Genomic DNA, 22,402 nt, shown 5'->3' with positions numbered 1-22,402 from the left:
GTCTACTTCTTGTTAATTTCCGCGTCGAGCTTGCCGAGCACCAGCGTCAAGAGATCATCGATCTTGATGATAATCTTCCTGATGACCTCCTTCAGAGCTGCCAAGTCCTTTTCTTTCATATAGGCCCGATCGAAGGCCTCGACAATCTGATCCCACGCTTCCGGCACGCCCAACACCCAAGCCTTGCCGCTCACGAGCGTGCTGCGGTCGAGATCAGCCAGAGCATCGCAGAGAGAATTGTAGGTGTTCGAAAGTTCCTTGTTGCAGTCCGAGATCGACTTGCGAACTTTCGTTGCGGCTCCGCCGGAAGCCTCAAGGCTCTTCAACGTAGCGCGATGCTCCTTGATCGCGGCGTATGCCGTGTCTACCGGAACCCTCAGACGCTTGAACTCCTCAAGCCGTAGCGTGTCGCTGCGGAGCTTGTTGGTCCGGCGCAGATTAAAAACGTTCAGGACTAGATTCAGCGCGACGCCGCCAAAGGCGGTCACATCCTTGCCGTGTTGCACGGCGAGATCGATTGCGGACGCGCCATACTGAGAGATCAGATCGATGACGGACAACTAAGCGGCCAGAATTGAGCCTCGCCTCATCAAGGACGCTTCAATGCCGCGCTCAATCTGGCGAAGCACGACCGGCGGAGCATCAAACTGAAAACGGGCCAAGAAAGTGTCCCTGCTGCCAGCCTTGCGTACGCTCTCGGAGAACATTCCCTGAAAAAACGAAGAGGTGATGGAATAGACGTCGTCGGGCACGACAACGCGCACGGTGTCACCGTCGCGATCAGCATCGTCAAGATGATAGCTGGCGCGAGCCGCCTGGCCACGCTCGTGACCAGACAGATTCCTCACCTCACCGTCGTTCGTCAGGTCCTTGAGACTGATCTCACGCATTGATCGACTTTCTCAGGTTCTCGGAATCTAGGACGAATGACAGACCAACAATCGTGCCCGCGAAATGATCCTCGATGTCGAACACAAAATCCTTGTCGGGCGGCACGGCTGGGCTGTTGCTCGGGTTGCACCATAGCAGTCGGGGCTCGCCCGGACCAGCCTTCATGCCGTTCATATAGGGAGGCCGAAGCTGAATGCACGATCTCCCTGAAATTATTGTAAATCTGGGACCGCGGCTTTCCGCCTCAGTGGCTCCGAACATTGTCACAAATTCGAGAACATCCTGAAAACCGATGCCTCCGCGTGATCCGGCCGTTGCGGCCGCATCACGCGTAATGGTGTCCTGAAGTGCCATCAGGGTCGCCAGCGTGTCCTTCGATTGCCCAGCCCTTTCGTGGAGTTTGCTGTACTCGTCGACCTCAGAGCGTACCGTGGGTGCGGCTGTTTGAAGGCTCTCAGCGATAGACGTCCCCTCGCTCAGGAAGCCCATGTAGCAACGATACACTTCCTGACCGTCTTCCTGCCTCCGAGCCATGAAGGCCGCGATCGACCAGCTCCCGTCTTTCGACAACTCGCTGTGACGTTCTGCATTGTCCAACAATTCGCCGATCAGGTTCGCGAACTTGGCCCTGCCCTCTTCCGTCAGTTCGAGATCGGCGGTGATGCCGAGCCATTGATCCACCGCTTCACAAAAGCCGTCCGCAACCTTTTCGCGCGTCTGCGGAGCCAGATTGCGCTCCACCGATTTCGATATTTTCGAGGGCCGACGACGGTGCAGCGGGAACGCCCAGACGTCGCTATTTTCGCCCTCCCGTGGAAACCGCATAGAAAGAGCAGATCGCAGCCGAACAGCGTCGATGACCTTCTGTGTCGGCACGCTGATGCGACCGCCGCGATAGACATGCGACAGCGCAGGCCAGACTTCGGCGAGCACCAGGTATGCCGCGATATCGGTGCAGTAAGCATCGGCAAAGTGCAGCTGCGCATCCAGGGCAACGCACGACACTTCGGCGAGCTTTTTGATCGCCTGAACCGTGCCCTCTGGATGCTCGATGATCGAGAAGTTCTTGAGCTCGACTTCGGCGATCGTATCCCGATCTCGCCTCATGATCGGGATCCACTGCTTCTCACGGTTTGGAAGAAGCCGATCGAGGATTGGCGAGGGATTGAAGCGGCCGAGCAAGGTCGATTTGGACAGACGGACCGCCTTTCCTCCCTGCCGTAAGCACTTCGCCAACTTCTGCGTCTTGTTTCGCGCGTAACGGCGCCGGGCAATCTTGGCCTCTCGCTGGAATTTGCCGGTAATTGCACCAGTCATCAAGCGGCGTCGATAGGCCCGCAGAATATTCCGCCGTAGATCACTCGTGGCCGGTGTTGCGCCGGTGGGATCCCCGGCCTGCTGGGTGAGGTGGCCAAAAAGACGGCGGAAGACAGCAAACATGCGTCCTTGGCGAGGCTCCCGATCATTTCATTGCGCATTTCATTGCGCGTGAAAAGATCAATGATTATAAGTGCTTGAAATAATGGTCGGAGTGGCAGGATTCGAACCTGCGACCCCTGCGTCCCGAACGCAGTGCTCTACCGGGCTGAGCCACACTCCGACAAGAAGGCGGCTTATAGCGTCGGGTTTGACGCACCGCAAGCGGCCGGCATGAGGAATTTTGTCCCTGTGAAAACGGGTCTTGAAACGCTGATTTTACCGGCCGGCGAGGCCGGCGCGGAAGCTGCCGCCCGGATTTTGGCCGCCGGCGGGCTGGTCGCGTTTCCGACCGAGACGGTCTACGGGCTCGGGGCGGACGCCGCCAATGCCACCGCGATCGCCCATCTTTACGCCGCCAAGGGGCGGCCGGCCTTCAATCCGCTGATCGCCCATGTCGCCGACCTCTCGGCCGCGCGCCGGATCGGGCGGTTCGACGCGCGTGCGTTGAGGCTTGCGGAGGCGTTCTGGCCGGGCCCCCTGACGCTGGTGGTGCCGAAGACGGACGACTGTCCGGTGGCCGAGTTGGCCACCGCCGGGCTCGACACGGTCGCGATCCGCATTCCCGCCCATCCGGTGGCGGAGGCGATCCTGCGCGCCTTCGGCGGGGCCGTGGTGGCGCCGTCCGCCAACATCTCCGGCCATGTCTCGCCGACGCTGGCAGCCCATGTCGAGAGCGACCTTGCCGGGCGGATCGACCTGATCGTGGACGGCGGGCCGGTTACGGTCGGCGTCGAATCGACCATCGTCGGCTGTTTCGACGCCCCGATGCTGCTCCGCCCCGGCGGGCTGTCGCGCGAACGGATCGAGGCCGTGCTCGGCGCGCCGCTGGCGCGGCCACCGGCAGAGGCCGAGAGCGACGACAGCCAGCCGCTGGCGCCGGGCATGCTGGCCTCGCATTACGCGCCGCGCGCCAGCGTGCGGCTCAATGCGCGCGATGTGGCCGCGGGCGAAGCGCTGCTGGCGTTCGGCCCCGATCGCCTGCCGGGCCTTGAGGCCGCCACCGCCGTCATGAATTTGTCGCCCGCGGCTGATCTCGATGAAGCCGCCACCAATCTGTTCGGCTATCTTCGCGCTCTCGATGCGAAGAGCCCGCGAGCGATCGCGGTGATGGCGGTGCCGGAAGAAGGACTTGGCGAGGCCATCAACGACCGGCTGCGCCGGGCCGCGGTCGCCCGATAGCGCATGATCCGGAAAAGTGTGCAGCGGTTTTCCGATAAGATCATGCGCAAGAGATTAAGAGCGAAGAAGAGACAAGAGCATGAACGTCAATAAATCCGCCACCCCGCCGCTTGCGCCCGAGCTGATCGAACAATTCCGCAAGATCGTCGGCGACCGCCATGCCATCACCGACGCGGCTGACATCGAGGCTTACGTCACCGAGGAGCGCAACCTGTTTCACGGCCGCTCGCCGCTGGTGCTGCGCCCGGGCACGACGGCGGAAGTCTCTGACATCTGCAAGCTCGCCTCGGCGCACAGAATCGCGCTGGTGCCGCAGGGCGGCAACACCGGGCTCGTCGGCGGCCAGACGCCCCACAACGGCGAGGTGGTGGTGTCGCTGCGCCGGCTCGACAAGATCCGCGAGGTCGACACCGCCTCCAACACCATGACCTGCGAGGCCGGCGTCGTGCTCCAGGTCGCGCAGCAGAAGGCGGCCGACGTGGACCGGCTGTTTCCGCTCTCGCTCGGCGCCGAAGGAAGCTGCACCATCGGCGGCAATCTCTCGACCAATGCCGGCGGCACCGCCGCGCTCGCCTATGGCGTCGCGCGCGAGATGGCGCTGGGGCTCGAGGTGGTGCTCGCCGACGGTCGCGTGCTCAACGTGTTGTCGAAGCTGAAGAAGGACAACACCGGCTACAATCTGCACAACCTCTTCATCGGCGCGGAAGGCACGCTTGGCATCATTACCGCGGCTACGCTCAAGCTGTTTCCGAAGCCGCGGGCGATCGAGACCGCGTTCGTCGGGCTGAAATCGCCGGCGGCGGCGCTGAAGCTGCTGACCATCGCGCAAGGCGAAGCCGCGAATGCGCTGACGAGTTTCGAGCTGCTGTCGGAGATGGCGGTCGACTTCTCGGTCCGCCACGGCATCGACGTGCGCGATCCGCTCGAAGCAAAACATCCCTGGTACGTGCTGATGGAATTGTCCTCGCCCGGCGACGATGCTCGCACGCCGCTGGAGACGATCCTGACGCGCGCTATGGAAGACGAGATCGTCGACGACGCCGTGATCGCGGCCAACCTCACCCAGCGCAACGGCTTCTGGAAGCTGCGCGAGGAAATGTCGTCGGCGCAGAAGCCGGAGGGCGGCTCGATCAAGCATGACATCTCCGTGCCGGTCGCCGCCGTGCCCGCCTTCATCGACGAAGCCAATGCCGCCGTGGTCAAGCTGATCCCGGGCGCTCGGCCGGTGCCGTTCGGCCATCTCGGCGACGGCAATCTGCACTACAACGTCAGCGAGCCCATCGGCGCCAACACCGCGGATTACCTGGCGCGCTGGCACGAGATGAACGCTGTTGTCTTCGAGATCGTGCTGCGCATGGGCGGCTCGATCTCGGCCGAGCACGGCATCGGCGTGCTCAAGCGGGACGAACTGCCCGAGGTGAAGGACAAGACCGCGATCGAGCTGATGCGCGCGATCAAGGCGATGCTGGATCCGCAGGGCATCATGAATCCGGGGAAGGTACTGTGAGCGTCTCCCTTACGATCGATGCCATCACCGACGCCGATGTCGAGCCCATCGTCGCGCTGTGGCAGCGCTGCGGCCTGACGCGGCCCTGGAACGATCCGCATGCCGACATCGCGCTAGCGCGGCGGCGCGACAATTCGACCGTGCTGATCGGCCGCGACGGCGGCGCGATCGTCGCCACCGCCATGGTCGGCCATGATGGCCATCGCGGCTGGGTCTATTACGTCGCGGTCGATCCCGACATCCGCAAGCGCGGCTATGGCCGCGTCATCATGGCCGCGGCCGAGGACTGGCTGCGCCAGGCCGGCATTTTGAAGCTGCAGCTGCTGGTCCGCCGCGAGAACGCGCAAGCCAATGCGTTCTACCAGTCGCTGGGTTTCGAGGAATCGACCTCGGTGATGTTCCAGAAGTGGCTCGACGGCCGCGCTTCCACAACGTAGCTGGAAAACAGCAATGACCATTTCCGACCGCGTCCGCATCAAGGACGTCCGCGTGCTCTCGGACGGCTGGACCACGCTGAAGACCACGACGTTCGAGTACCGGCGCGCCAATGGCGAGTGGCAGACCCAGCACCGGGAAACCTATGAGCGCGACAACGCCGCCGCCGTGCTGCCGTATAATCGCGCACGGCGTACGGTGATCCTGGTGCGCCAGTTCCGTTTGCCGGCCTTTATCCGCGGCTACGACGATCTCCTGATCGAAGCCGCCGCCGGCGTGCTGGACGATGCCTCCCCCGAGGTGCGCATCCGCGCCGAGGCCGAGGAAGAGACCGGCTATCGCCTGCACCACGTCCACAAGGTGTTCGAGGCCTTCATGAGCCCCGGCGCCATCACCGAGAAGCTGCATTTCTTCGTCGCCGAATACGAGCCGGAGATGCGGGTCAGCGACGGCGGCGGCCTCGAGCATGAAGGCGAGGACATCGAGGTGCTCGAGCTCGGCATCGACGAGGCCCTGGCGATGATCGTGGATGGCCGCATCATCGACGCCAAGGCGATCATGCTGCTGCAATACGCAGCGCTGCATATTTTTCGGTAGGTGACGCTGGCGTCGCTTACCCTCCCCTGGAGGGGGAGGGTCGGCTCGCATTGAGCGCAGCGAAATGTGAGACGGGGTGGGGTGACGGTCCCTCCGCGTCCAACAGTGCCCGAGTGGAGAGATCACCCCACCCCGCTCGCGCTTCGCGCGATCGACCCTCCCCCTCCAGGGGAGGGTAAGAAGCACCTGGCACGCGGCTTCATCGTCTACTGCAATTCTGCCCTGCGCCGCCCCGCCCCGGTTGAGCAACACCAAAACTATCTCTAGTCTGGTCCCAACCAAGAACCAGGAGACGCGCCCCATGTCCGCTTCGCGCGACGACGAATTCGGCTTTGCGCCCGACTATGACTCCCCCGTCCCCTATATGCAGCGCACGCGCGAATATTACACCGCGATCGGCTACACCACGCCGTATCGCTGGGCGCATTACACGGAGGCGCCGTTCCAGCCGCTGAAGAAACCGTTGGCAAAATCGCGCGTGACGATCATCACGACGGCCGCGCCTTACGATCCCACCAAGGGCGACCAGGGGCCGGGCGCGGCGTATAATGGCGGCGCCAAATTCTACCAGGTCTATGACGGTGACACCTCGAAGCAGCACGATCTGCGCATCTCGCACATCGGCTACGACCGCAAGCACACCACGGCGACCGACAACGGCACCTGGTTTCCGCTGCCGCAGCTTTTGAAAGCATCTGCCGCAGGCCGCATCGGCGAGGTGAGCCAGCGTTTCTTCGGTGCGCCGACCAACCGGAGCCATCGCGTCACGCTCGACACCGACGCGCCGGAGATCCTGGCGCGCTGCCTCGCCGACAAGGTGGATGTCGCCGTGCTGGTGCCGAACTGCCCGGTCTGCCACCAGACCACCGCACTGGTGGCGCGGCATCTCGAGGCCAACGGCATTCCGACCGTGGTGATGGGCTGTGCCAAGGACATCATCGAGCATGCCGCCGTGCCGCGCTTCTTGTTCTCGGACTTCCCGCTCGGCAATTCGGCCGGCAAGCCGCACGACGTCGCCTCGCAGGCGCAGACGCTGGAGCTCGCGCTGAAACTGCTGGAGACCGCGAGCGGCCCGCAGACCACGATGCAGTCGCCGCTGCGCTGGAGCGAGGACGCCTCCTGGAAGCTCGACTACAACAACGTCGCACAGCTCTCGCCTGAGGAGCTGGCGCGCCGCCGCGCCGAATTCGACAAGCAGAAGGAGATCGCGCGCGGCAACCGCGCCGCCTGACGTCCTCCGACAACAACAAACAATGGGGAGAGCGACGTGACGCGACCGTTCGAGGGCGTAAAGATCCTGGACTTCACGCAAGTGCTGGCCGGCCCCTATGCGAGCTACCAGCTCGCGCTGCTGGGGGCCGACGTGATCAAGGTCGAACGGCGTGATGGCGAGGACATGCGCCGCACGCCGCTCAGCCGCGAATGGGCCGAGCGCGGGCTGGCGCCGGCGTTCCAGGCCATCAACGGCAACAAGCGCAGCCTGACGCTCGATCTGCAAAAGCCCGACGCCATCGCGATCGTGAAGAAGCTCGTGGCGCAAGTCGACGTCGTCATGGAGAATTTTCGCCCGGGCGTGATGGACAAGCTCGGGATCGGCTACGAGGCGCTGTCGGCGATCAATCCAAAACTGATCTATTGCGCCGTGTCCGGCTTCGGCCAGACCGGCCCGGACCGCCTGCGGCCCGGCTATGACGGCAAGATGCAGGCGCTGTCGGGCATCATGGCGATCACGGGGCATCCCGAGACGGGGCCGACGCGCGCGGGCTTTGCGGTGTGCGACGTGCTGTCGGGCGCGACCGCGGCGTTCGGCGTGTCGAGCGCGCTGTACCAGCGCGACCGCACCGGCAAGGGACAGCTCATTGACGTCTCGATGCTTGAGGCGACGATGGCGTTTCTCTCGGGGCAGATCGCGGACTGGTCGGTCGCCGGCCATCGCCAGCAGCTGTCGGGCAACCAGGCCGTCAGCCGCAGGACCACGGCAAATCTGTTCAGATGCGGCGACGGCCACATCCTGCTCGCCGTCAACAACGAGAAGCAGTACCGCGCGCTGATGTCCGCGCTCGGCCGCGAGGACACGCTGTCAGACCCGCGCTTCGCCGACTGGTTCGCGCGCAACGAGAACGAGAGCGCATTGCGCGCCATCATCGAGGAGGCGCTGGCGGCCAGGCCTGCGCGCGAGTGGGAGACAATCCTGGAAGATGCCGGCGCGCCCTGCGCCAGCATCTGGAAGGTCGAGGAGGTCATCGATCATCCGCAAATCAAGGCGCGCGGCGCGATCCAGGAGCTCGACACGCCCTACGGCCGCCTGCGCTTTGCCGGCAGCGGCTTCAAGCTCGCCCATGGCGGCGGCCGGCTGGACCGGATGGCGCCGGAACTGGGTGCGGATACGGATGCTGTGCTGGGCGAGCTGGGATTTGATGCAGCGGAGATCGCGGCGCTCAGAGCCAAAGCGGTCGTGTAGATTGCGTAGAGTGGGCAAAGGCGCAACGCTCCGTGCCCACCATCTATCCACTTGCTTGAAACACGATGGTGGGCACGCTTCGCTTTGCCCACCCTACGGCACTGCCGCCTAAAACAACGACCCCTGCCCGTCATCTGACGAGCTAGCAGCAACCTTCCGGGCCGCCTTCTTCGGTTTCGCCGCCTCAGCTTCCGCCTCCATCTCCTCCGCACTGATCGGCAACACGAGCTGATCGTCGTCATTGGCGACGCGGTTGACGCGGGTGGAGACCGGGTGCCAGGCGAATTCGCCGATGCGCGGGGCGGACATCAGCGGCAACACGGCGTCGACATCGTCGCTGCGGCTGTCGAGCCAGCGCTCGAAATCGCGCGGGCTGATGGTGACGGGCACGCGGTCATGCAGGGCGGCGAGATCCTCGCCCGCCGCCGCCGTGACGATCGCGACGGTGTCGAGCTCCTCACCGTTCGGCCCGACCCAGGTCTCGAATACCGCAGCAAAGCCGAGCGGCTCGCCATCGGCGCGGTGGATGAAGAAGGGCTGCTTGGGGCCGGCCTCCGCCTTCCATTCATAATAGCCGTCGGCCGGGATCAGGCCGCGGCGCCTCCGAATCGCGTTCTTGAAGGCAGGCTTTTCCAGCACCGTCTCGGAGCGCGCGTTGATCAGGAGCGTAAATCCCTTGGGATCCTTGACCCAGCTCGGCAACAATCCCCAGCGCATCAAGCGGAAATGGCGCGCGCCGTTCTCGAGCAGCACGACCGGAATCGGTTGTGTCGGCGCGACGTTGTACCGTGGCGGGAAATTCGGCTGCTCGACATAGCCGAACAGTTGCCGCAAAGCCGCGGGGGCCGAAGTTATGACGAAGCGTCCACACATCCTTGGCTATCTATATAGGGTCCGTTCAGGTCGTTTTAACCCCGAACGCTAACACTGCGGCAGATGAGCTCAAAGGCCTCCCAACCCGCGCGGACGCATGTACAGACGGGCCCCGAGGCCGCCGCCTGGGCCGAGCGGCTGCGCGTGGCCAACATCAACCCGCGAACCGGGCTTGCCACCGACTATCTCAACCATTTCAATGAAGCCGTGATGCTCCTGGAAATGGTCCCGGACATGCCGGAATGCGCCGAAGATTTTTTGACCTGGTCGCCGCTGTCCTATGCCGAGCATTTCACCGCGTCAAATTTCAAGGCACGGGATCTGGCCATCGAAGCCTATGAGAAGGCCGATCCGAACGTGCGCGCCCAGTTCGACCACATCACTGATACCATGACCTCGATCCTGACCGCGGTCGGCTCGGCCATGCGCGAGGTCGAGAAGGACACGACGCGCGTCCGCCTCGCCGAGCAGGCCACGCTCTGGGTCAAGCCGCTGATCGCGGCCTGCGGCGGCATCATCAATGGCGGCGCGGAAGCCGACGTCGACACCATCATGGCGAATTGAGCCAAGGGCTGTTGAAGGGTTGTTGAAGATATGTCTGCGGTCATCCAGCCCACCCACCCCCAGATCGCGGTCAGCGCCGCCATCTTCCGCGACGGCAAGGTGCTTCTGACCCGCCGCGCCCGCTCGCCCGCCAAGGGGTTCTATTCGCTGCCGGGCGGCCGGGTCGAGTTCGGCGAATCGCTGCACCAGGCGCTGGCGCGCGAGGTCGACGAGGAGACCGGGCTCGCCATCGAGATCATTGGCCTCGCCGGCTGGCGCGAGGTGCTGCCGACCGCCCCCGGCGCCGGCCACTACCTGATCATGTCCTTTGCCGCCCGCTGGGTGGCCAAGGAGCCGGCTCTCAACGAGGAGCTCGACGATTACCGCTGGATCGCGCCCGACGCCCTGGCGAGCCTCGGCGACCTCAAGCTGACCGGGGGGCTGGAGGAGGTCATCCTGTCGGCCGCCCGGCTGATCGGGCCCTGACTGCCCCGTCTTGCGTCATCCGCCCCAAGGGGGCATACACCCCGCCGATGTCCACGCGATTTCTGGCCATTTTTGCCCTGATTCTCGCCTGCGCCTCCGTGCCCACGAGGGCCCAGGACGTGGCGGCGCCGTTTGACGCCGATTTGCAGCGTCTGGCGGAGATTTTGGGCGGCCTGCACTATCTGCGCGGCATCTGCGGGTCCAACGAGGGCAACAAATGGCGCAGCGAGATGCAGGCGCTGATCGATGCCGAAACCCCCTCGGGCGAGCGCCGCACCCGCATGATCGCCGGCTTCAACCGCGGCTATAACGGCTTCCAGCAGACCTATCGGAGCTGCACGCCGGCCGCGACGGTGGCGATCCGGCGCTATATCGAGGAAGGCTCGAAGATCTCGCGGGATCTCACGGCGCGTTACGCAAACTGAGCGCATCTCCTCATCCTGAGGAGCGCGCTCTTCGCGCGCGTCTCGAAGGATGCAAGGCCCCGCTGCCGCAGCACGGCCTCTATGGTTCGAGACGGCGCTAACGCGCCTCCTCACCATGAGGGTCGAACCTTCGAACGCGCATCCGGAACCCTGTCATCGACTTTGTTCACAGCCGTTAACCGTTCCTAAAGATGTGGCCTAGCGGGCGTTAATACGCGTGCTACACCTTTCGTACAGCGCATCGCCGTGGATCGCGCCCCAGCCCTGATCGAGTTTCATGAGCCATTCAGTGTCCTACGCCCCCGCCCGCGCGCCGCTGCCCGATCACGAGCAGAAACAGGCCGCGCTGAGCTATCTCAACGAGGCCTGGGCCGAAGCGCGCCATGATGGCGTCGACGGTGACTGCCTGGCGCAGGCGAGCCTGTTTGCGGCATTCGCCGAGCTCGTCGGCACCTACGGCGAGGATGCGGTGGCGAAATTCGTCGAGGGCTTTCCGGGCCGCATCCGCAACGGCGAATTCTCGGTCACTCTCGCAAGGCAGTAAGCTTCTTGCGAAAAATGACCCCGCCACACGGGCGGGGCCAGTCTACGGATGAATGACCTGGCGAACGGGCTCTGGCGAACAGGTTCGCGAAGTCTGCCGCGTTTATCGCACGGAAGCCGCCTCCCCCGGACAAGCATTAGTCTCGCGATGACCGGGAGATATTCCCACTACGATCGGGAATGCACTCCCTCCTCCCTCACGGCGCGACCTTGAGCGTCGCTTTCATGTTGGGATGATAGCGGCAGTAATAATCGACTGTTCCCGCCTTCTTCAGAACAAACGTTGCCGACTTCTTCGGTGGCAGCATCACGTCGAAATCGCCGCTCTTCGCCGTGGCGGTGTGCGCGAACACGTCCTTGTTGATCCATTCGATGGTATCGCCGACCTTCGCGGACGTTTCGGCCGGTGAAACCACGAGATTGTCCATTGTGATCTGAATGGTCGCGGCGCGCGCCGGGACGACGATCGACAGCAAGACGACCGCAAGCGCGATCGAAGCGAGGTGTCCCGGCTTCATGCCACCCCCCTATTTCAGCTCGGCCGCGACATGCTCGGCGTGCTGCTGATGGCCCTGAAAAATCTTCAGGCCGGTCTGCAACAGGCTCTTGAGCTCGGCATTGCCGGCGGACGGGATGAGCTGGGTTTCCAGCGCGCCGTTGACCGCCTTGTGGTAGGCGACCTCGTTCGCGACATAGGCCTTGTCGAAGGCCGCGCCGCTCAGCTTGTCGAGCTCCGCCAGCTTGTCGCTCGCCTGCTTCGACAGCGCCTTGCTGGTATCGTTGTCTTCAGGCGTAACGTTCAGCTTCTTGACCAGCGCCAGCGCCTGCTTGTTGACCGCCTCGTGGTCGCGCAGCATGTCCTCGGCAAACGCCTTGACGTCCTTGTTCTTGGCCTTTTTCTGCGCCTGCTTGGCCGCGTTGATGTCGATCACGCCCGCGGTGTAGGCGATGTGAGCGATCTGCGGATCGGTGGGCTTGTCGGCTGCGCTCGCGCCTTGCAGCAGCGCTGGGCTCGACAACAGAATTGCCGCGGCGATCGCCGTGCTCCATCGGGTAAACATGTTTGAAACTCCTGTGCTGCCGGACGGTTTGCCGGCGTTGCTTCACAGGCATTGGATGGGATTTTCGCGCAAACGTTCCCGAAAAACTTCAGCCGCCGCTGCCGAGCCGCTTCAGCACCGATACGGTCAGCCGCTCGCAGCGCCACCCGGCAAACGGGAACGCATCCATCATAACCGGACCGATCTCCTTCTCGACGTTCTCGCGCAGCATGGTGCGCGCACGGTGCAGCCGCGTCTTCACGGTCTCGGGCTTGACGCCGAGCAGATCGGCGGTCTCCTCGATGTTCATTCCCTCCATGACGCGCGCGACGAAGACCATGCGGAACACATCCGGCAGTTCGTCGATTGCGCGTTCGACGACGCGCTGGATTTCACGTTGGGCCATGGTCCTTTCCGGATCGCCTGCGGGAGAAACGGGAAATTTTATGATCTGCGCGTCGAGCGCCTCTTCCGGCAGAGCGCTGAGCTCGACATGCGGCTTGCGGCTTCGCGCCCGGCCAAGCGCCTCGTTGATGGCAATGCGCGACAGCCAGGTCGACAGCCCGGACTCGCCGCGAAAGTCGTCCAGATGGGTAAAGGCCCGGACATAGGTTTCCTGCACCACGTCCTCAGCTTCGCTGTCGCTGCGCAGGATACCGCGCGCTAGACGGTAGAGCCTGCGGTTGTTGGCCTGCATGATCTCGCGCAACGCGGCCTCGTCACGGCCCCGCGCGCGATCGACCAGTTCGGCTTCCGATGCTCTGGCGCCGGCGGACAGGCCGGCTGCGATCCGCTGCATGGTGGTCACCTGCTTGTTTCCGTTGCTCTCGGACATTGGATGCGGGGGCGGCGAAAAGGTTCCCGACTTTTTTCCTTATCCTCCCCCGGAGGGGGAGGGTAAGAGTGCCCCCTAGTCCGTCTCGATCGGCAGTGCCGGATCCCTCGCCCATTCGCCCATGGAGGCATCGTACAGCGTCAGCTTGTCGTAGCCGAGCTGTGTCAGCATGAGCAGGTCGATCGTCGCCGAGATGCCGCCGCCGCAATAGCAGATCACATTCTTGTCGCGCGTAACGCCCTGGGCCGCGAACTTCGCTTCGGCGTCGGCAAGCGTCGTCAGTGTCTTGTCGGCCTTGGCGAGCGTGGCCGCCGGCACGTTGACGCTACCGGGCACGCGGCCGGGCCGGCCGTAGCGGCTCGGCTCGAGGCCTTGATGAAATAGCGGCCCGAGCGCGTTGACGATCACGGTCGAGGGATCGCCGATCCGCGCCTTCACAGTGTTCCTGTCGACGAAGAAGCCCGCGCGCGGCGCGGCCTTGAAGGTTGTGGCGGGATAGCCCTTCGGCGCGCCCGTCTCGACCGGGTGCCCCTCGTCCTTCCATTTGTCAAAACCGCCGTCGAGCACCTGTGCATCGACACCGAGCGAGCGCAGCATCCACCAGAATCGCGTCGACCACATCATGGTGCCGATGCTGTAGAGCACGATGGTCTTGGATGCGTCAGCGCCGTGGCGACCGAAGGCGGCCTCTAGCTGGGGCACGCCAGCCATCATGAAGAGCTGTTGCGCGGAGGTGTCGGAGAACTCGCCTTGCAGGTCGAGAAAGTCCGCGCCGGGGATGTGGCCGGCCGCGAACGTCTTGTCGCCGGGCACCGCGCGATAGGGCACATCGCTGCCCGGCGGCACCGGCTCGTTGTAGGTCGTGCAGTCGTAGAGGCGGAGGTTGGGATCACCGAGTATCGCGGCGAGTTGCGCGGTGGTGATGAGGGGTGTCGGTTGGGACATTGCTCTCTCCCAATTTGAGCTTGCGCTTCCTGGCACTCTGTCATTGCCCGCGAAAGCGGGCAATCCAGTATTCCAGAGGCGGCGGCGATCGAACCGAAAAGCCGCGGCGTACTGGATGCCCCGCCTCCGCGGGGCATGACACCGGAGTGAACGGCGCAGCCCTGCCCCTTACTGCTTCAGCGTCTCCAGAAACCGCACCGGCTCGCCCTGCGACGGTGTCACGATCTCGCCCTGCCACATCACGCGGCGGCCGCGGATGAAGGTGCCGACGGGCCAGCCGGTGACGCGGACGCCGTCATAGGGGGTCCAGCCGGCTTTGGACGCCACCCATTTGTTGGTGATGGTTTCGCTGCGCTTGAGATCGACGACCGTGAAGTCGGCGTCGTAGCCCGCGGCAATGCGGCCCTTGCAGGCCATGTTGTAGAGACGCGCGGGGCCGGCGCTGGTGAGATCGACGAAGCGCGCCAGCGACAGGCGGCCGGCGTTGACGTGGTCGAGCATGAGCGGCACCAGCGTTTGCACCCCGGTCATGCCGGAGGGCGATGCTGGATAGGTCTTCGACTTCTCTTCCAGCGTATGCGGGGCATGGTCGGAGCCGAGCACGTCGATGATGCCCTGCTCGATGCCGCGCCAGATGCCGGCGCGGTGATCGGCCCCGCGCACCGGCGGGTTCATCTGCGCCAGCGTGCCGAGCCGCTCGTAGCATTCGGGCGCGACCAGCGTCAGATGATGCGGCGTCGCCTCGCAGGACGCGACATCCTTGTGGTCGCGCAGGAACTCGATCTCTTCCTTGGTCGAGATGTGCAGCACGTGGATGCGCTTGCCGGTCTCGTGCGCGAGCTTGACCAGCCGCTGCGTCGCCATCAACGCCGCGGTCTCGTCGCGCCAGACCGGATGCGAACGCGGATCGCCCTCGATGCGCAGCGACTTGCGGTCGTTGAGGCGGTATTCGTCTTCGGCGTGGAAGGCGGCGCGGCGGCGGATCACCTGGAAGATGCGGCGCAGGCTCTCGTCGTCCTCCACCAGCAGCGCGCCGGTCGACGAGCCGATGAACACCTTGACGCCCGCGCAGCCGGGCGCGCGCTCCAGCACCGGCAGGTCCTGCACGTTCTCGCGGGTGCCGCCGATGAAGAAGGCGAAATCGCAGTGCATGCGATGATGGGCACGCTTCACCTTGTCGGTGAAGGTGGCCTCCGTCACGGTCAATGGCGACGTATTCGGCATCTCGAACACGGCGGTGACGCCGCCCATCACGGCGCTGCGCGAACCTGTCTCGAGGTCTTCCTTCTGCTCCAGCCCGGGCTCGCGGAAATGCACCTGGGTGTCCATCACGCCGGGCAGGATGTGGAGGCCCTTGCAGTTGATCACCTCCGCGGCGGAGGCCTGCGACAGCGGGCCCAGCTCCGCGATGCGGCCGTTGGTGATGCCGATATCGCGAACACCCTCGCCGTCCTGGTTGACGACGGTGCCGCCTTTGAGGATCACATCGAAGCGCTGGGTCATGGCTGAAGGCCTCTCTCGTCCCCAAGCGCGGGGCTTGAGGTCTTGTCGTTTATGCCTTGCGGGCTTACGTTCCGGAGCAACATGTCGCAAGAGATTTTCACATGAAATCAGCGTTTCTTCCCGACCGGAGCGTGGTCAAGGTCGCGGGCGAGGACGCGCGCAACTTCCTCAACGGCCTGATCACGACCGATCTCGACAGGCTGAAGCCGGGCCTGGGGCGATTCGGTGCGCTGCTGACGCCGCAGGGCAAGATCATCGTGGATTTCCTGATCACAGAGGTGCCCGCAGGCCATGGCGGCGGGTTCCTGATCGACTGTCCGAAGGCGCTGGCCGAGGGCCTCGCCACCAAGCTGAAATTCTACAAGCTGCGCGCCAAGGTCACGGTGGAAAACCTCGATCTCGGCGTGCTCGCGGCCTGGGACGGCCAGCTTGCGGCGCAGCCGGACCTCGCGTTCACCGATCCGCGCAATGATGCGCTCGGCACTCGCATCCTGATCCCCGAAGACCTCAAGCAGAAGCTGTCCGACCTCATCGGCGCCGAGCTGGTCGATGCCGCCGAATACGAGGCGCATCGTATCGCGCTCGGCGTGCCGCGCGGCGGACTCGATTTCATGTACAGCGATGCATTCCCGCACGAGACCAACATGGACCGCCTTGCCGGCGTCGATTTCGACAAGGGCTGCTATGTCGGCCAGGAGGTCGTCTCGCGCATGCAGCATCGCGGCACCGCGCGCACCCGCAGCGTCAAGGTGCTGCTCGATGACCTCTCGCCGGAGGCCGGCGTCAGTGTTATGGCCGGTGACAAGCCGGTCGGCACGATGGGCTCGTCCGCGCAAGGCAAAGGCATCGCGCTGGTGCGTATCGACCGCGTTGCGGACGCGCTCGATGCCGGCCAGCCGCTCACCGCCGGCGGCCTCGCCGTGAGGCTCGCCGAACCCGACGTCGTCCGCATTCCCCTGAAGCAGCCCATCGCATGAGCCGAGCCCCCCGCCTGCATCCCGACGGAAAGACCCGCTGCCCCTGGCCCGGCGAAGACCCGCTCTATGTCGCCTATCACGACACCGAATGGGGCGTGCCGGAATATGACGACCGTGCGCTGTATGAAAAGCTGATCCTCGACGGCTTCCAGGCCGGCCTCTCCTGGATCACGATCCTGCGCAAGCGCGACAATTTCCGCAAAGCCTTCGATGATTTTCAGCCGGAGAAGATCGCGCGCTACAACGACAAGAAGGTGCACGCGCTGATGAACGATGCCGGCATCGTGCGCAACCGCGCCAAGATCGACGGCGCGATCCTGAGCGCGAAATCGTATCTCGACATCATGGCGAAGGGCCCGGGCTTCTCGAAGCTGTTGTGGGACTTCATGGACGGACGGCCCAAGGTCAACAATTACAAGACCACTGCGAGCGTGCCGGCCTCGACGCCGCTGTCGATGCAGATCTCCAAGGAACTGTCCTCGCGCGGTTTCAAATTCGTCGGCCCGACCATCGTCTACGCCTTCATGGAGGCGACCGGCATGGTCAACGACCATCTCGTCGACTGCCATTGTCACGCGAGCTGCGGCAAGACGCAGCGCAAGCCGCGCCTCAAGGCCAAATGACCGCGAAGAAAACGGCACGCGACGTGGCATCCCGCGCCTGGCAGCGCATGCTGTCGGGCCGCCGGCTCGATCTGCTCGATCCCTCTCCGCTCGATGTCGAGATCGCCGACATCGCGCATGGGCTGGCGCGCGTGGCGCGCTGGAACGGGCAGACCACCGGCGCGCACATCTTCTCGGTCGCGCAGCACACGCTTCTGGTGGAGACCGTGATGCGGCACGAGATGCCGCGCGTCGACGAGCGCATGCGGCTCGCCGCCCTGCTGCACGATGCGCCCGAATACGTGATCGGCGACATGATCTCGCCGTTCAAGGCCGTGCTCGACGGCCACTACAAGGCGGTCGAGAAGCGCCTGCTCGGCGCCATCCACATCCGCTTCGGCCTGCCGCCGGCGCTGCCCGAGGAGATCACGCAAGCCATCAAGGCCGCCGATCGCGGTGCGGCCTATCTGGAGGCAACCGAGCTTGCCGGCTTCAGCGAAAGCGAGGCGAAGCGCCTGTTCGGCAGGGACCCCGGCCTCTCCGACAGCGTCCGCCGCGACTACCTCACGCCCTGGACCGCGGCGCGGGCCGAGAAGCAGTTTCTTGAGCGGTTCAACGCGGTGTTCGCCTAGCATCATCCCTTCGTAGGGTGGGCAAAGCGAAGCGCGCCCACCAAACTAGCCGCAATGTGCGCGGTGCGAAACCGTGGGCACGGCGCGATGCGCCTTTGCCCACCCTACGAGCGCTCGCTATAATCAGCGGCAAAAAGGTCCGCCATGATCCACGTCTGTTCCCTCGCCGCCCTTCCCGAAACCGTCCGCCTCACCAGGGCCAGCCATGTGCTGACCGTCATGGCCAATGTCGAGCAGGTGGCACGTCCGGTGTCGGTGCTGCCGGCCAACCATCTCAAAGTGTCGATGGACGACATCACCGAGGAGATGGACGGCTTCACCGCACCATCCGAAGCTCATATCGACCAGGTGCTGAATTTCGTGCGCGGCTGGGACCGCAGCGCGCCGCTGGTGGTGCATTGCTATGCCGGCATCAGCCGCTCCACCGCGAGCGCATTCGCGGCCGTCTGCGCCCTCAATCCGGATCGCGACGAGATCGAGATCGCCAAGAAGATCCGCGCGGCCTCGCCGATAGCCTCGCCGAACCGCCGCATCGTCGGCCTTGCCGACCGCGCGCTTGGGCGCAACGGCCGCATGCTGCGCGCGCTCGACGAGATGGGCCCGGGCGCCATGATGGTGGAAGGCCGCCCCTTCGTGATCGAGCTCGAATGACAACTGCGACATCAGCCGCATGAGCGACACGCAGCTGACGCCGATCGAGATCGGCCTGACCGCGGCGATCGTCGCGATCGAGGATCATGAGCCGCTGATCCTCACCGCGCACAGCAGTGATGGGCTGGCGGGCCTGCCGTTCGGGCCGTTCGATGCGCCGAGCCATCGCACGTTCGAGATCGGCCTGCGCGCCTGGGTCGAGGCGCAGGCGGGCTTGCGGCTCGGCTATGTCGAACAGCTCTACACGTTCGGCGATCGTGGCCGTCACGCCGAGGCCGGCGACACCGGTGCGCATATGGTGTCGATCGGCTATCTCGCGCTGACGCGCGCGGTGGGCGGCGAACTCGCAGCAACAGGCGCGAGCTTCGAACCGTGGTATCGCTTCCTCCCCTGGGAAGACTGGCGCGAGGAGCCGCCCGCGATCATCGCCCGTGACATCATTCCGGCGCTGACGCTATGGGCCGAGGAGGAGACGCCGGAGACCACACGCGCTCTGCCGCGCCGGGATCGCGTGCGGTTCTATTTCGGTCTCGACGGCGCGCCCTGGGACGAGGAGCGCGTGCTCGACCGCTACGAGCTCTTGTACGAGGCCGGGCTGATCGAGGAGGCGCGGCGCGACGGCCGCCCTGCGGCATTGGCGCGCAAGCAGCTTCCCACGCTCGGCACCTCGATGCGATTCGATCACCGCCGGATTCTCGCAACCGCGATCGCGCGGCTGCGCGCAAAACTGAAGTATCGTCCTGTGGTCTTTGAACTTTTGACCGCGGAGTTCACACTCACTGAACTGCAGTACACGGTGGAGGCGATCTCCGGCCGGCACCTGCACAAGCAAAATTTCCGCCGCCTGGTCGAAACCGAAGCCCTGGTCGAACCGACCGGGGTGATGTCGACACAGACCGGCGGACGGCCGGCGGCGCTCTACCGCTTCCGCCGCGACGTGCTCCAGGAACGACCCGCGCCGGGCTTGCGCGTACGCTCCCGGCGCTAGATCCTAGGATTTGCGTGACCGGCCCCTGCCCGCCGGTTGCCTGGAGGCTTCATGTTCGACGGCCCGTTTGACGTCTTTGCGCTGATCATTGCGATCATCGCTGTCCTGATCGCGATCAAGGCCTCCAGCCAGGCGGCCGAGCTGCGGCGCCGGCTGGCCTCGCTCGAAGAGATGTTTTACGCGCAGCGGCAGGTGCAGCCACCGCCGCTGATGCCCACGCAGGTGCAGGCCGAGGCGCCCGCGACGACGGCCGCCGAGCCGCCGCCGCTCGCGCCCGAAGCCGAGGCAGCACCGCCTCCGCTCGTCACCGAAGAGGTTTCACCGCGGCCGCTCGCAGCGAGCACCGAAGCCGATGCACCGCCGCCGCTTGCGGCGAGCACCGAGGCCTACGCACCGCCGCCTTTGCCCGCGCCGGCGCCTGATATTAGAGAGCCTGGCTTCGAGGAGCGGCTCGGCACGCGCTGGGTGGTCTGGATCGGCGGCCTTGCGCTCGCGCTCGGCGGCTTCTTCATGGTGCGCTATTCGATCGAGGCAGGTCTCGTCGGCCCCGGCGTGCGCGTGTTCCTCGGCGGGCTGTTCGCAGCCGCGCTGCTGGGCGCCGGCGAATGGTCGCGGCGCAAGGAGAGCATCTCCAACATCGCGGCGCTGCCGATCGCCAACATCCCCGCGATCCTCACCGCGGCTGGAACGGCCGTGGCGTTCGCGACCATCTACGCGGCCTATGCGCTCTATGGCTTCCTCGTGCCCGCCACCGCTTTCGTGCTGCTCGGCATCGTCGCGATGGGCACGCTCGCCGCGGCACTGTTGCATGGGCCCGCACTCGCGGGCCTCGGCGTGGTCGGCGCGTTCGTGACGCCAATCCTCGTCTCCAGCGGCAAGCCGGATTATTGGGCGCTCTATATTTATCTTGCGATCGTCACCGCCGCGAGCTTCGGCCTCGCGCGCATCCGGCTGTGGCGCTGGCTCGCGGTGACCACCATCGCCTTCGCCGTGCTCTGGATCTTCCCGGGTCTCGATACCAGCGAGCTGCAGGTCGCGCCGCACACCTTCCATGCAATCGCGGGCTTCGTGCTCGCCGCTCTGCTCGTGGTCTGCGGCTTCATGTTCGGCCCGACCATCGAGGACGGCGAGATCGAGCCGGTGTCGTCGAGCTCGCTTGGCGCCTATTTGTTCGGCGCGATGCTGATCGTGCTGTCGAGCGCGCATGCGGACCTTGCGCTGATCGCCTTCACGCTTCTCGTTGGTGCGACGCTACTCGTCGCCTGGCGCGCGCCGGCGGCGACCGGCGCGCTGGGCGCGGCCGCAGCGACCGTCTTCATCGTGTTCGCCGAATGGGCGGTGCGCGCCAATCCCGACATGCTGGTGCTGCCGGGCGGCCCGATGCCCGGCGTTGGACCGGTCGCCACCGACAGCTCGGTGACGCTGCATCTGGTGATGGCCGCAATCTTCGCTGCCGGCTTCGGCATCGCGGGCTTCCTCGCGCAGGGCCGCTCGAGCTCGGCGGTCATTCCGGTGGTGTGGTCGGCGGCAGCCGTTGCGACGCCGATCGCGATCCTCGTTGCGCTCTACGCGCGCATCGCCCATCTCGACCGCTCGATCCCGTTCGCGATCCTCGCGGTGCTGCTCGCCGCCGCCTTTGGCGCTGCGACCGAAGCGCTGGCGCGCCGCGAAGATCGGCCGGGTACTGCGACCTCCGTCGCGCTGTTCGCGACCGGCACGCTCGGCGCGCTGGCGCTGGCGCTGACCTTCGCCCTCGAAAAGGGCTGGCTCACCATCGCGCTGGCGCTGATGTCGCTCGGCACGGCCTGGATCTCGCTGCCGCGGCCGATCCCGGTCCTGCGCCGGCTCGCCGCCATCTTTGCCGCGATCGTGACCGCGCGCATCGGCTATGATCCGCGCATCGTCGGCGATGCCGTCGGCACCACGCCGATCTTCAACTGGCTATTGTGGGGCTACGGCCTGCCGGCGGCCTCGTTCTGGGGCGCGAGCATCTTCCTGCGCCGCCGCGGCGACGATCCGCCGCTGCGCATCGTGGAGGCCGCCGCGATCCTGTTCACCGCGCTGCTCGCCTTCATGGAGATCCGGCATCTCGCCACCGGCGGCCGCATGACGTCGCCGCCCTCGCTGCTCGAATTTGCCCTGCAAGTCTGCGTCGCGCTCGCCATGGCGATCGGGCTGGAGCGGCTGCGGCTGAGGAGCCACAGCATCGTTCACAACGTCGGCGCGATCGCGCTCACCGCGATCGCCGGGCTCATCAGCGTGTTCGGCCTGCTGATCCTGGAGAATCCGTGGCTGCTCTCCAGCGTCGATGTCGGCGGTCTCGTCTTCAACCTGCTGCTGCTCGGCTACGCTCTCCCGGCGGTGCTGATGCTGCTGCTGTCCTATGCGGTGGCCGGACATCGCCCCGTCGCCTATGCGAACACGATTGCCGGCGCTGCGCTGGTGTTCGCGCTCACCTATTTGACGCTGGAGATCCGCCGCTTCTATCACGGCCCGGTCCTGCTCTACGGCGCCACCACGGGCGCGGAGCAATACACCTATTCGATCGGCTGGCTCGGCTTCGGCGTGGTGCTGCTCGGCGTCGGCATTCTCGTCAACTCCGAGCGGGCACGGCTGGCGTCGGCCGCGGTGATCGCGCTGACGATCCTGAAGGCCTTCGTGATCGACATGTCGACGCTGACAGGCGTCTACCGCGCGCTGTCGTTCATGTGCCTCGGCATCGTGCTGGTCGCGATCGGGTGGCTCTACCAGCGCATCCTGTTCCGGCGGCAGATAGCACCGCCGCCGGCTCCGCAGGCGAGCACTTGAGG

General features: G+C 65.2%; 25 protein-coding genes and 1 tRNA gene. 16 read left to right on the top strand and 10 right to left on the bottom strand.

The annotated features are described in order from the left end of the window. Positions 1 to 2 precede the first annotated feature (2 nt). The 4 genes from IVB46_RS09595 to IVB46_RS09580 all read right to left on the bottom strand — a co-directional run bounded on the left by IVB46_RS09595 (position 3) and on the right by IVB46_RS09580 (position 2,491). Complete coding sequence (locus IVB46_RS09595; protein WP_247342568.1) at positions 3 to 560, bottom strand: hypothetical protein; 558 nt, start codon at positions 558 to 560, stop codon at positions 3 to 5. After that, the gene (locus tag IVB46_RS09590; RefSeq protein WP_212445028.1) at positions 561 to 890 is read right to left on the bottom strand and encodes a hypothetical protein; all 330 of its coding nucleotides are present in this window, start codon (positions 888 to 890) and stop codon (positions 561 to 563) included. After that, positions 883 to 2,331 (bottom strand): hypothetical protein, encoded by a 1,449-nt coding sequence (locus tag IVB46_RS09585; protein WP_247342565.1) that lies wholly within the window; start codon positions 2,329 to 2,331, stop codon positions 883 to 885. Before IVB46_RS09585 ends, IVB46_RS09590 begins: the two co-directional genes overlap by 8 nt. An 83-nt stretch (positions 2,332 to 2,414) precedes the next feature. Next, positions 2,415 to 2,491 (bottom strand) — tRNA-Pro (locus tag IVB46_RS09580). Between the two features lie 68 nt (positions 2,492 to 2,559). On the opposite strand from IVB46_RS09580, the gene IVB46_RS09575 reads away from it, so the two are divergent. The 6 genes from IVB46_RS09575 (at position 2,560) to IVB46_RS09550 (ending at position 8,549) form a co-directional block, all read left to right on the top strand. Beyond that, entirely contained in the window at positions 2,560 to 3,549 is a 990-nt protein-coding gene (locus IVB46_RS09575) for an L-threonylcarbamoyladenylate synthase (RefSeq protein WP_247314204.1), read from the top strand. A gap of 79 nt (positions 3,550 to 3,628) precedes the next feature. Next, positions 3,629 to 5,056 carry an FAD-binding oxidoreductase gene (locus IVB46_RS09570; RefSeq protein WP_247314206.1) on the top strand — a complete coding sequence of 476 codons (1,428 nt, stop codon included), beginning with the start codon at positions 3,629 to 3,631 and terminating at the stop codon, positions 5,054 to 5,056. After that, positions 5,053 to 5,493 carry a GNAT family acetyltransferase gene (locus tag IVB46_RS09565; RefSeq protein WP_247314208.1) on the top strand — a complete coding sequence of 147 codons (441 nt, stop codon included), beginning with the start codon at positions 5,053 to 5,055 and terminating at the stop codon, positions 5,491 to 5,493. Before IVB46_RS09570 ends, IVB46_RS09565 begins: the two co-directional genes overlap by 4 nt. 13 nt (positions 5,494 to 5,506) lie before the next feature. Beyond that, positions 5,507 to 6,088 (top strand): NUDIX domain-containing protein, encoded by a 582-nt coding sequence (locus IVB46_RS09560; RefSeq protein ID WP_247314209.1) that lies wholly within the window; start codon positions 5,507 to 5,509, stop codon positions 6,086 to 6,088. Positions 6,089 to 6,389: 301 nt separating this feature from the next. Further along, on the top strand, positions 6,390 to 7,319 hold the full coding sequence (locus IVB46_RS09555; protein WP_247314211.1) for a glycine/sarcosine/betaine reductase selenoprotein B family protein: 930 nt from the start codon (positions 6,390 to 6,392) through the stop codon (positions 7,317 to 7,319). A gap of 36 nt (positions 7,320 to 7,355) precedes the next feature. Then, the gene (locus IVB46_RS09550; RefSeq protein WP_247314213.1) at positions 7,356 to 8,549 is read left to right on the top strand and encodes a CoA transferase; all 1,194 of its coding nucleotides are present in this window, start codon (positions 7,356 to 7,358) and stop codon (positions 8,547 to 8,549) included. A gap of 108 nt (positions 8,550 to 8,657) precedes the next feature. On the opposite strand, the gene IVB46_RS09545 is transcribed toward IVB46_RS09550, so the two are convergent. Next, positions 8,658 to 9,422 (bottom strand): SOS response-associated peptidase, encoded by a 765-nt coding sequence (locus IVB46_RS09545; RefSeq protein ID WP_247342562.1) that lies wholly within the window; start codon positions 9,420 to 9,422, stop codon positions 8,658 to 8,660. Positions 9,423 to 9,485: 63 nt separating this feature from the next. Between IVB46_RS09545 and IVB46_RS09540 the strand changes: the two genes are divergently transcribed. From IVB46_RS09540 to IVB46_RS09525, 4 genes are all read left to right on the top strand, one after another. Then, the gene (locus IVB46_RS09540) at positions 9,486 to 9,986 is read left to right on the top strand and encodes a hypothetical protein (RefSeq protein WP_028152167.1); all 501 of its coding nucleotides are present in this window, start codon (positions 9,486 to 9,488) and stop codon (positions 9,984 to 9,986) included. A 30-nt stretch (positions 9,987 to 10,016) separates the two neighbouring features. Then, a complete protein-coding gene (locus tag IVB46_RS09535; RefSeq protein WP_247314217.1) occupies positions 10,017 to 10,451 on the top strand; it encodes an NUDIX hydrolase in 435 nt (144 codons plus the stop codon). Between the two features lie 47 nt (positions 10,452 to 10,498). Then, positions 10,499 to 10,876: a TIGR02301 family protein gene (locus tag IVB46_RS09530; protein WP_011085347.1), complete on the top strand. Its 378-nt coding sequence runs from the start codon at positions 10,499 to 10,501 to the stop codon at positions 10,874 to 10,876. A 277-nt stretch (positions 10,877 to 11,153) separates the two neighbouring features. Then, positions 11,154 to 11,420, top strand: coding sequence for a hypothetical protein (locus tag IVB46_RS09525; RefSeq protein ID WP_014497305.1), 267 nt, complete (start codon positions 11,154 to 11,156; stop codon positions 11,418 to 11,420). A gap of 196 nt (positions 11,421 to 11,616) precedes the next feature. Here the strand turns inward: IVB46_RS09525 and IVB46_RS09520 are convergent, their stop codons facing one another. From IVB46_RS09520 to IVB46_RS09500, 5 genes are all read right to left on the bottom strand, one after another. Then, positions 11,617 to 11,937: a cupredoxin family copper-binding protein gene (locus IVB46_RS09520; RefSeq protein WP_028152164.1), complete on the bottom strand. Its 321-nt coding sequence runs from the start codon at positions 11,935 to 11,937 to the stop codon at positions 11,617 to 11,619. Positions 11,938 to 11,946: 9 nt separating this feature from the next. After that, a complete protein-coding gene (locus IVB46_RS09515) occupies positions 11,947 to 12,480 on the bottom strand; it encodes a DUF4142 domain-containing protein (protein ID WP_247314219.1) in 534 nt (177 codons plus the stop codon). A gap of 88 nt (positions 12,481 to 12,568) precedes the next feature. Then, complete coding sequence (locus IVB46_RS09510) at positions 12,569 to 13,258, bottom strand: RNA polymerase sigma factor (protein ID WP_247314221.1); 690 nt, start codon at positions 13,256 to 13,258, stop codon at positions 12,569 to 12,571. Positions 13,259 to 13,369: 111 nt separating this feature from the next. After that, on the bottom strand, positions 13,370 to 14,239 hold the full coding sequence (locus IVB46_RS09505) for a sulfurtransferase (protein ID WP_247314223.1): 870 nt from the start codon (positions 14,237 to 14,239) through the stop codon (positions 13,370 to 13,372). A gap of 168 nt (positions 14,240 to 14,407) precedes the next feature. Then, the gene (locus IVB46_RS09500; RefSeq protein ID WP_247314225.1) at positions 14,408 to 15,742 is read right to left on the bottom strand and encodes a dihydroorotase; all 1,335 of its coding nucleotides are present in this window, start codon (positions 15,740 to 15,742) and stop codon (positions 14,408 to 14,410) included. A 101-nt stretch (positions 15,743 to 15,843) separates the two neighbouring features. On the opposite strand from IVB46_RS09500, the gene IVB46_RS09495 reads away from it, so the two are divergent. The 6 genes from IVB46_RS09495 to IVB46_RS09470 all read left to right on the top strand — a co-directional run bounded on the left by IVB46_RS09495 (position 15,844) and on the right by IVB46_RS09470 (position 22,400). Continuing rightward, a complete protein-coding gene (locus IVB46_RS09495; RefSeq protein WP_247314227.1) occupies positions 15,844 to 16,719 on the top strand; it encodes a folate-binding protein in 876 nt (291 codons plus the stop codon). Continuing rightward, complete coding sequence (locus tag IVB46_RS09490) at positions 16,716 to 17,342, top strand: DNA-3-methyladenine glycosylase I (RefSeq protein ID WP_247314229.1); 627 nt, start codon at positions 16,716 to 16,718, stop codon at positions 17,340 to 17,342. Before IVB46_RS09495 ends, IVB46_RS09490 begins: the two co-directional genes overlap by 4 nt. Continuing rightward, the gene (locus IVB46_RS09485) at positions 17,339 to 17,953 is read left to right on the top strand and encodes an HD family hydrolase (RefSeq protein WP_085402572.1); all 615 of its coding nucleotides are present in this window, start codon (positions 17,339 to 17,341) and stop codon (positions 17,951 to 17,953) included. Before IVB46_RS09490 ends, IVB46_RS09485 begins: the two co-directional genes overlap by 4 nt. A gap of 144 nt (positions 17,954 to 18,097) precedes the next feature. Continuing rightward, positions 18,098 to 18,604: a protein-tyrosine-phosphatase gene (locus IVB46_RS09480; protein WP_028152156.1), complete on the top strand. Its 507-nt coding sequence runs from the start codon at positions 18,098 to 18,100 to the stop codon at positions 18,602 to 18,604. Between the two features lie 19 nt (positions 18,605 to 18,623). Then, complete coding sequence (locus tag IVB46_RS09475) at positions 18,624 to 19,592, top strand: NAD regulator (protein ID WP_071916118.1); 969 nt, start codon at positions 18,624 to 18,626, stop codon at positions 19,590 to 19,592. Positions 19,593 to 19,643: 51 nt separating this feature from the next. Then, entirely contained in the window at positions 19,644 to 22,400 is a 2,757-nt protein-coding gene (locus IVB46_RS09470) for a DUF2339 domain-containing protein (protein WP_247314233.1), read from the top strand. Positions 22,401 to 22,402: the final 2 nt, after the last annotated feature.

This window comes from Bradyrhizobium sp. 61 (assembly GCF_023073075.1).
GTDB classification, from domain to species: domain Bacteria; phylum Pseudomonadota; class Alphaproteobacteria; order Rhizobiales; family Xanthobacteraceae; genus Bradyrhizobium; species Bradyrhizobium barranii.
Note: the sequence above shows the minus strand (reverse complement) of the source record. Positions and strands in the feature narration are given on the sequence as shown.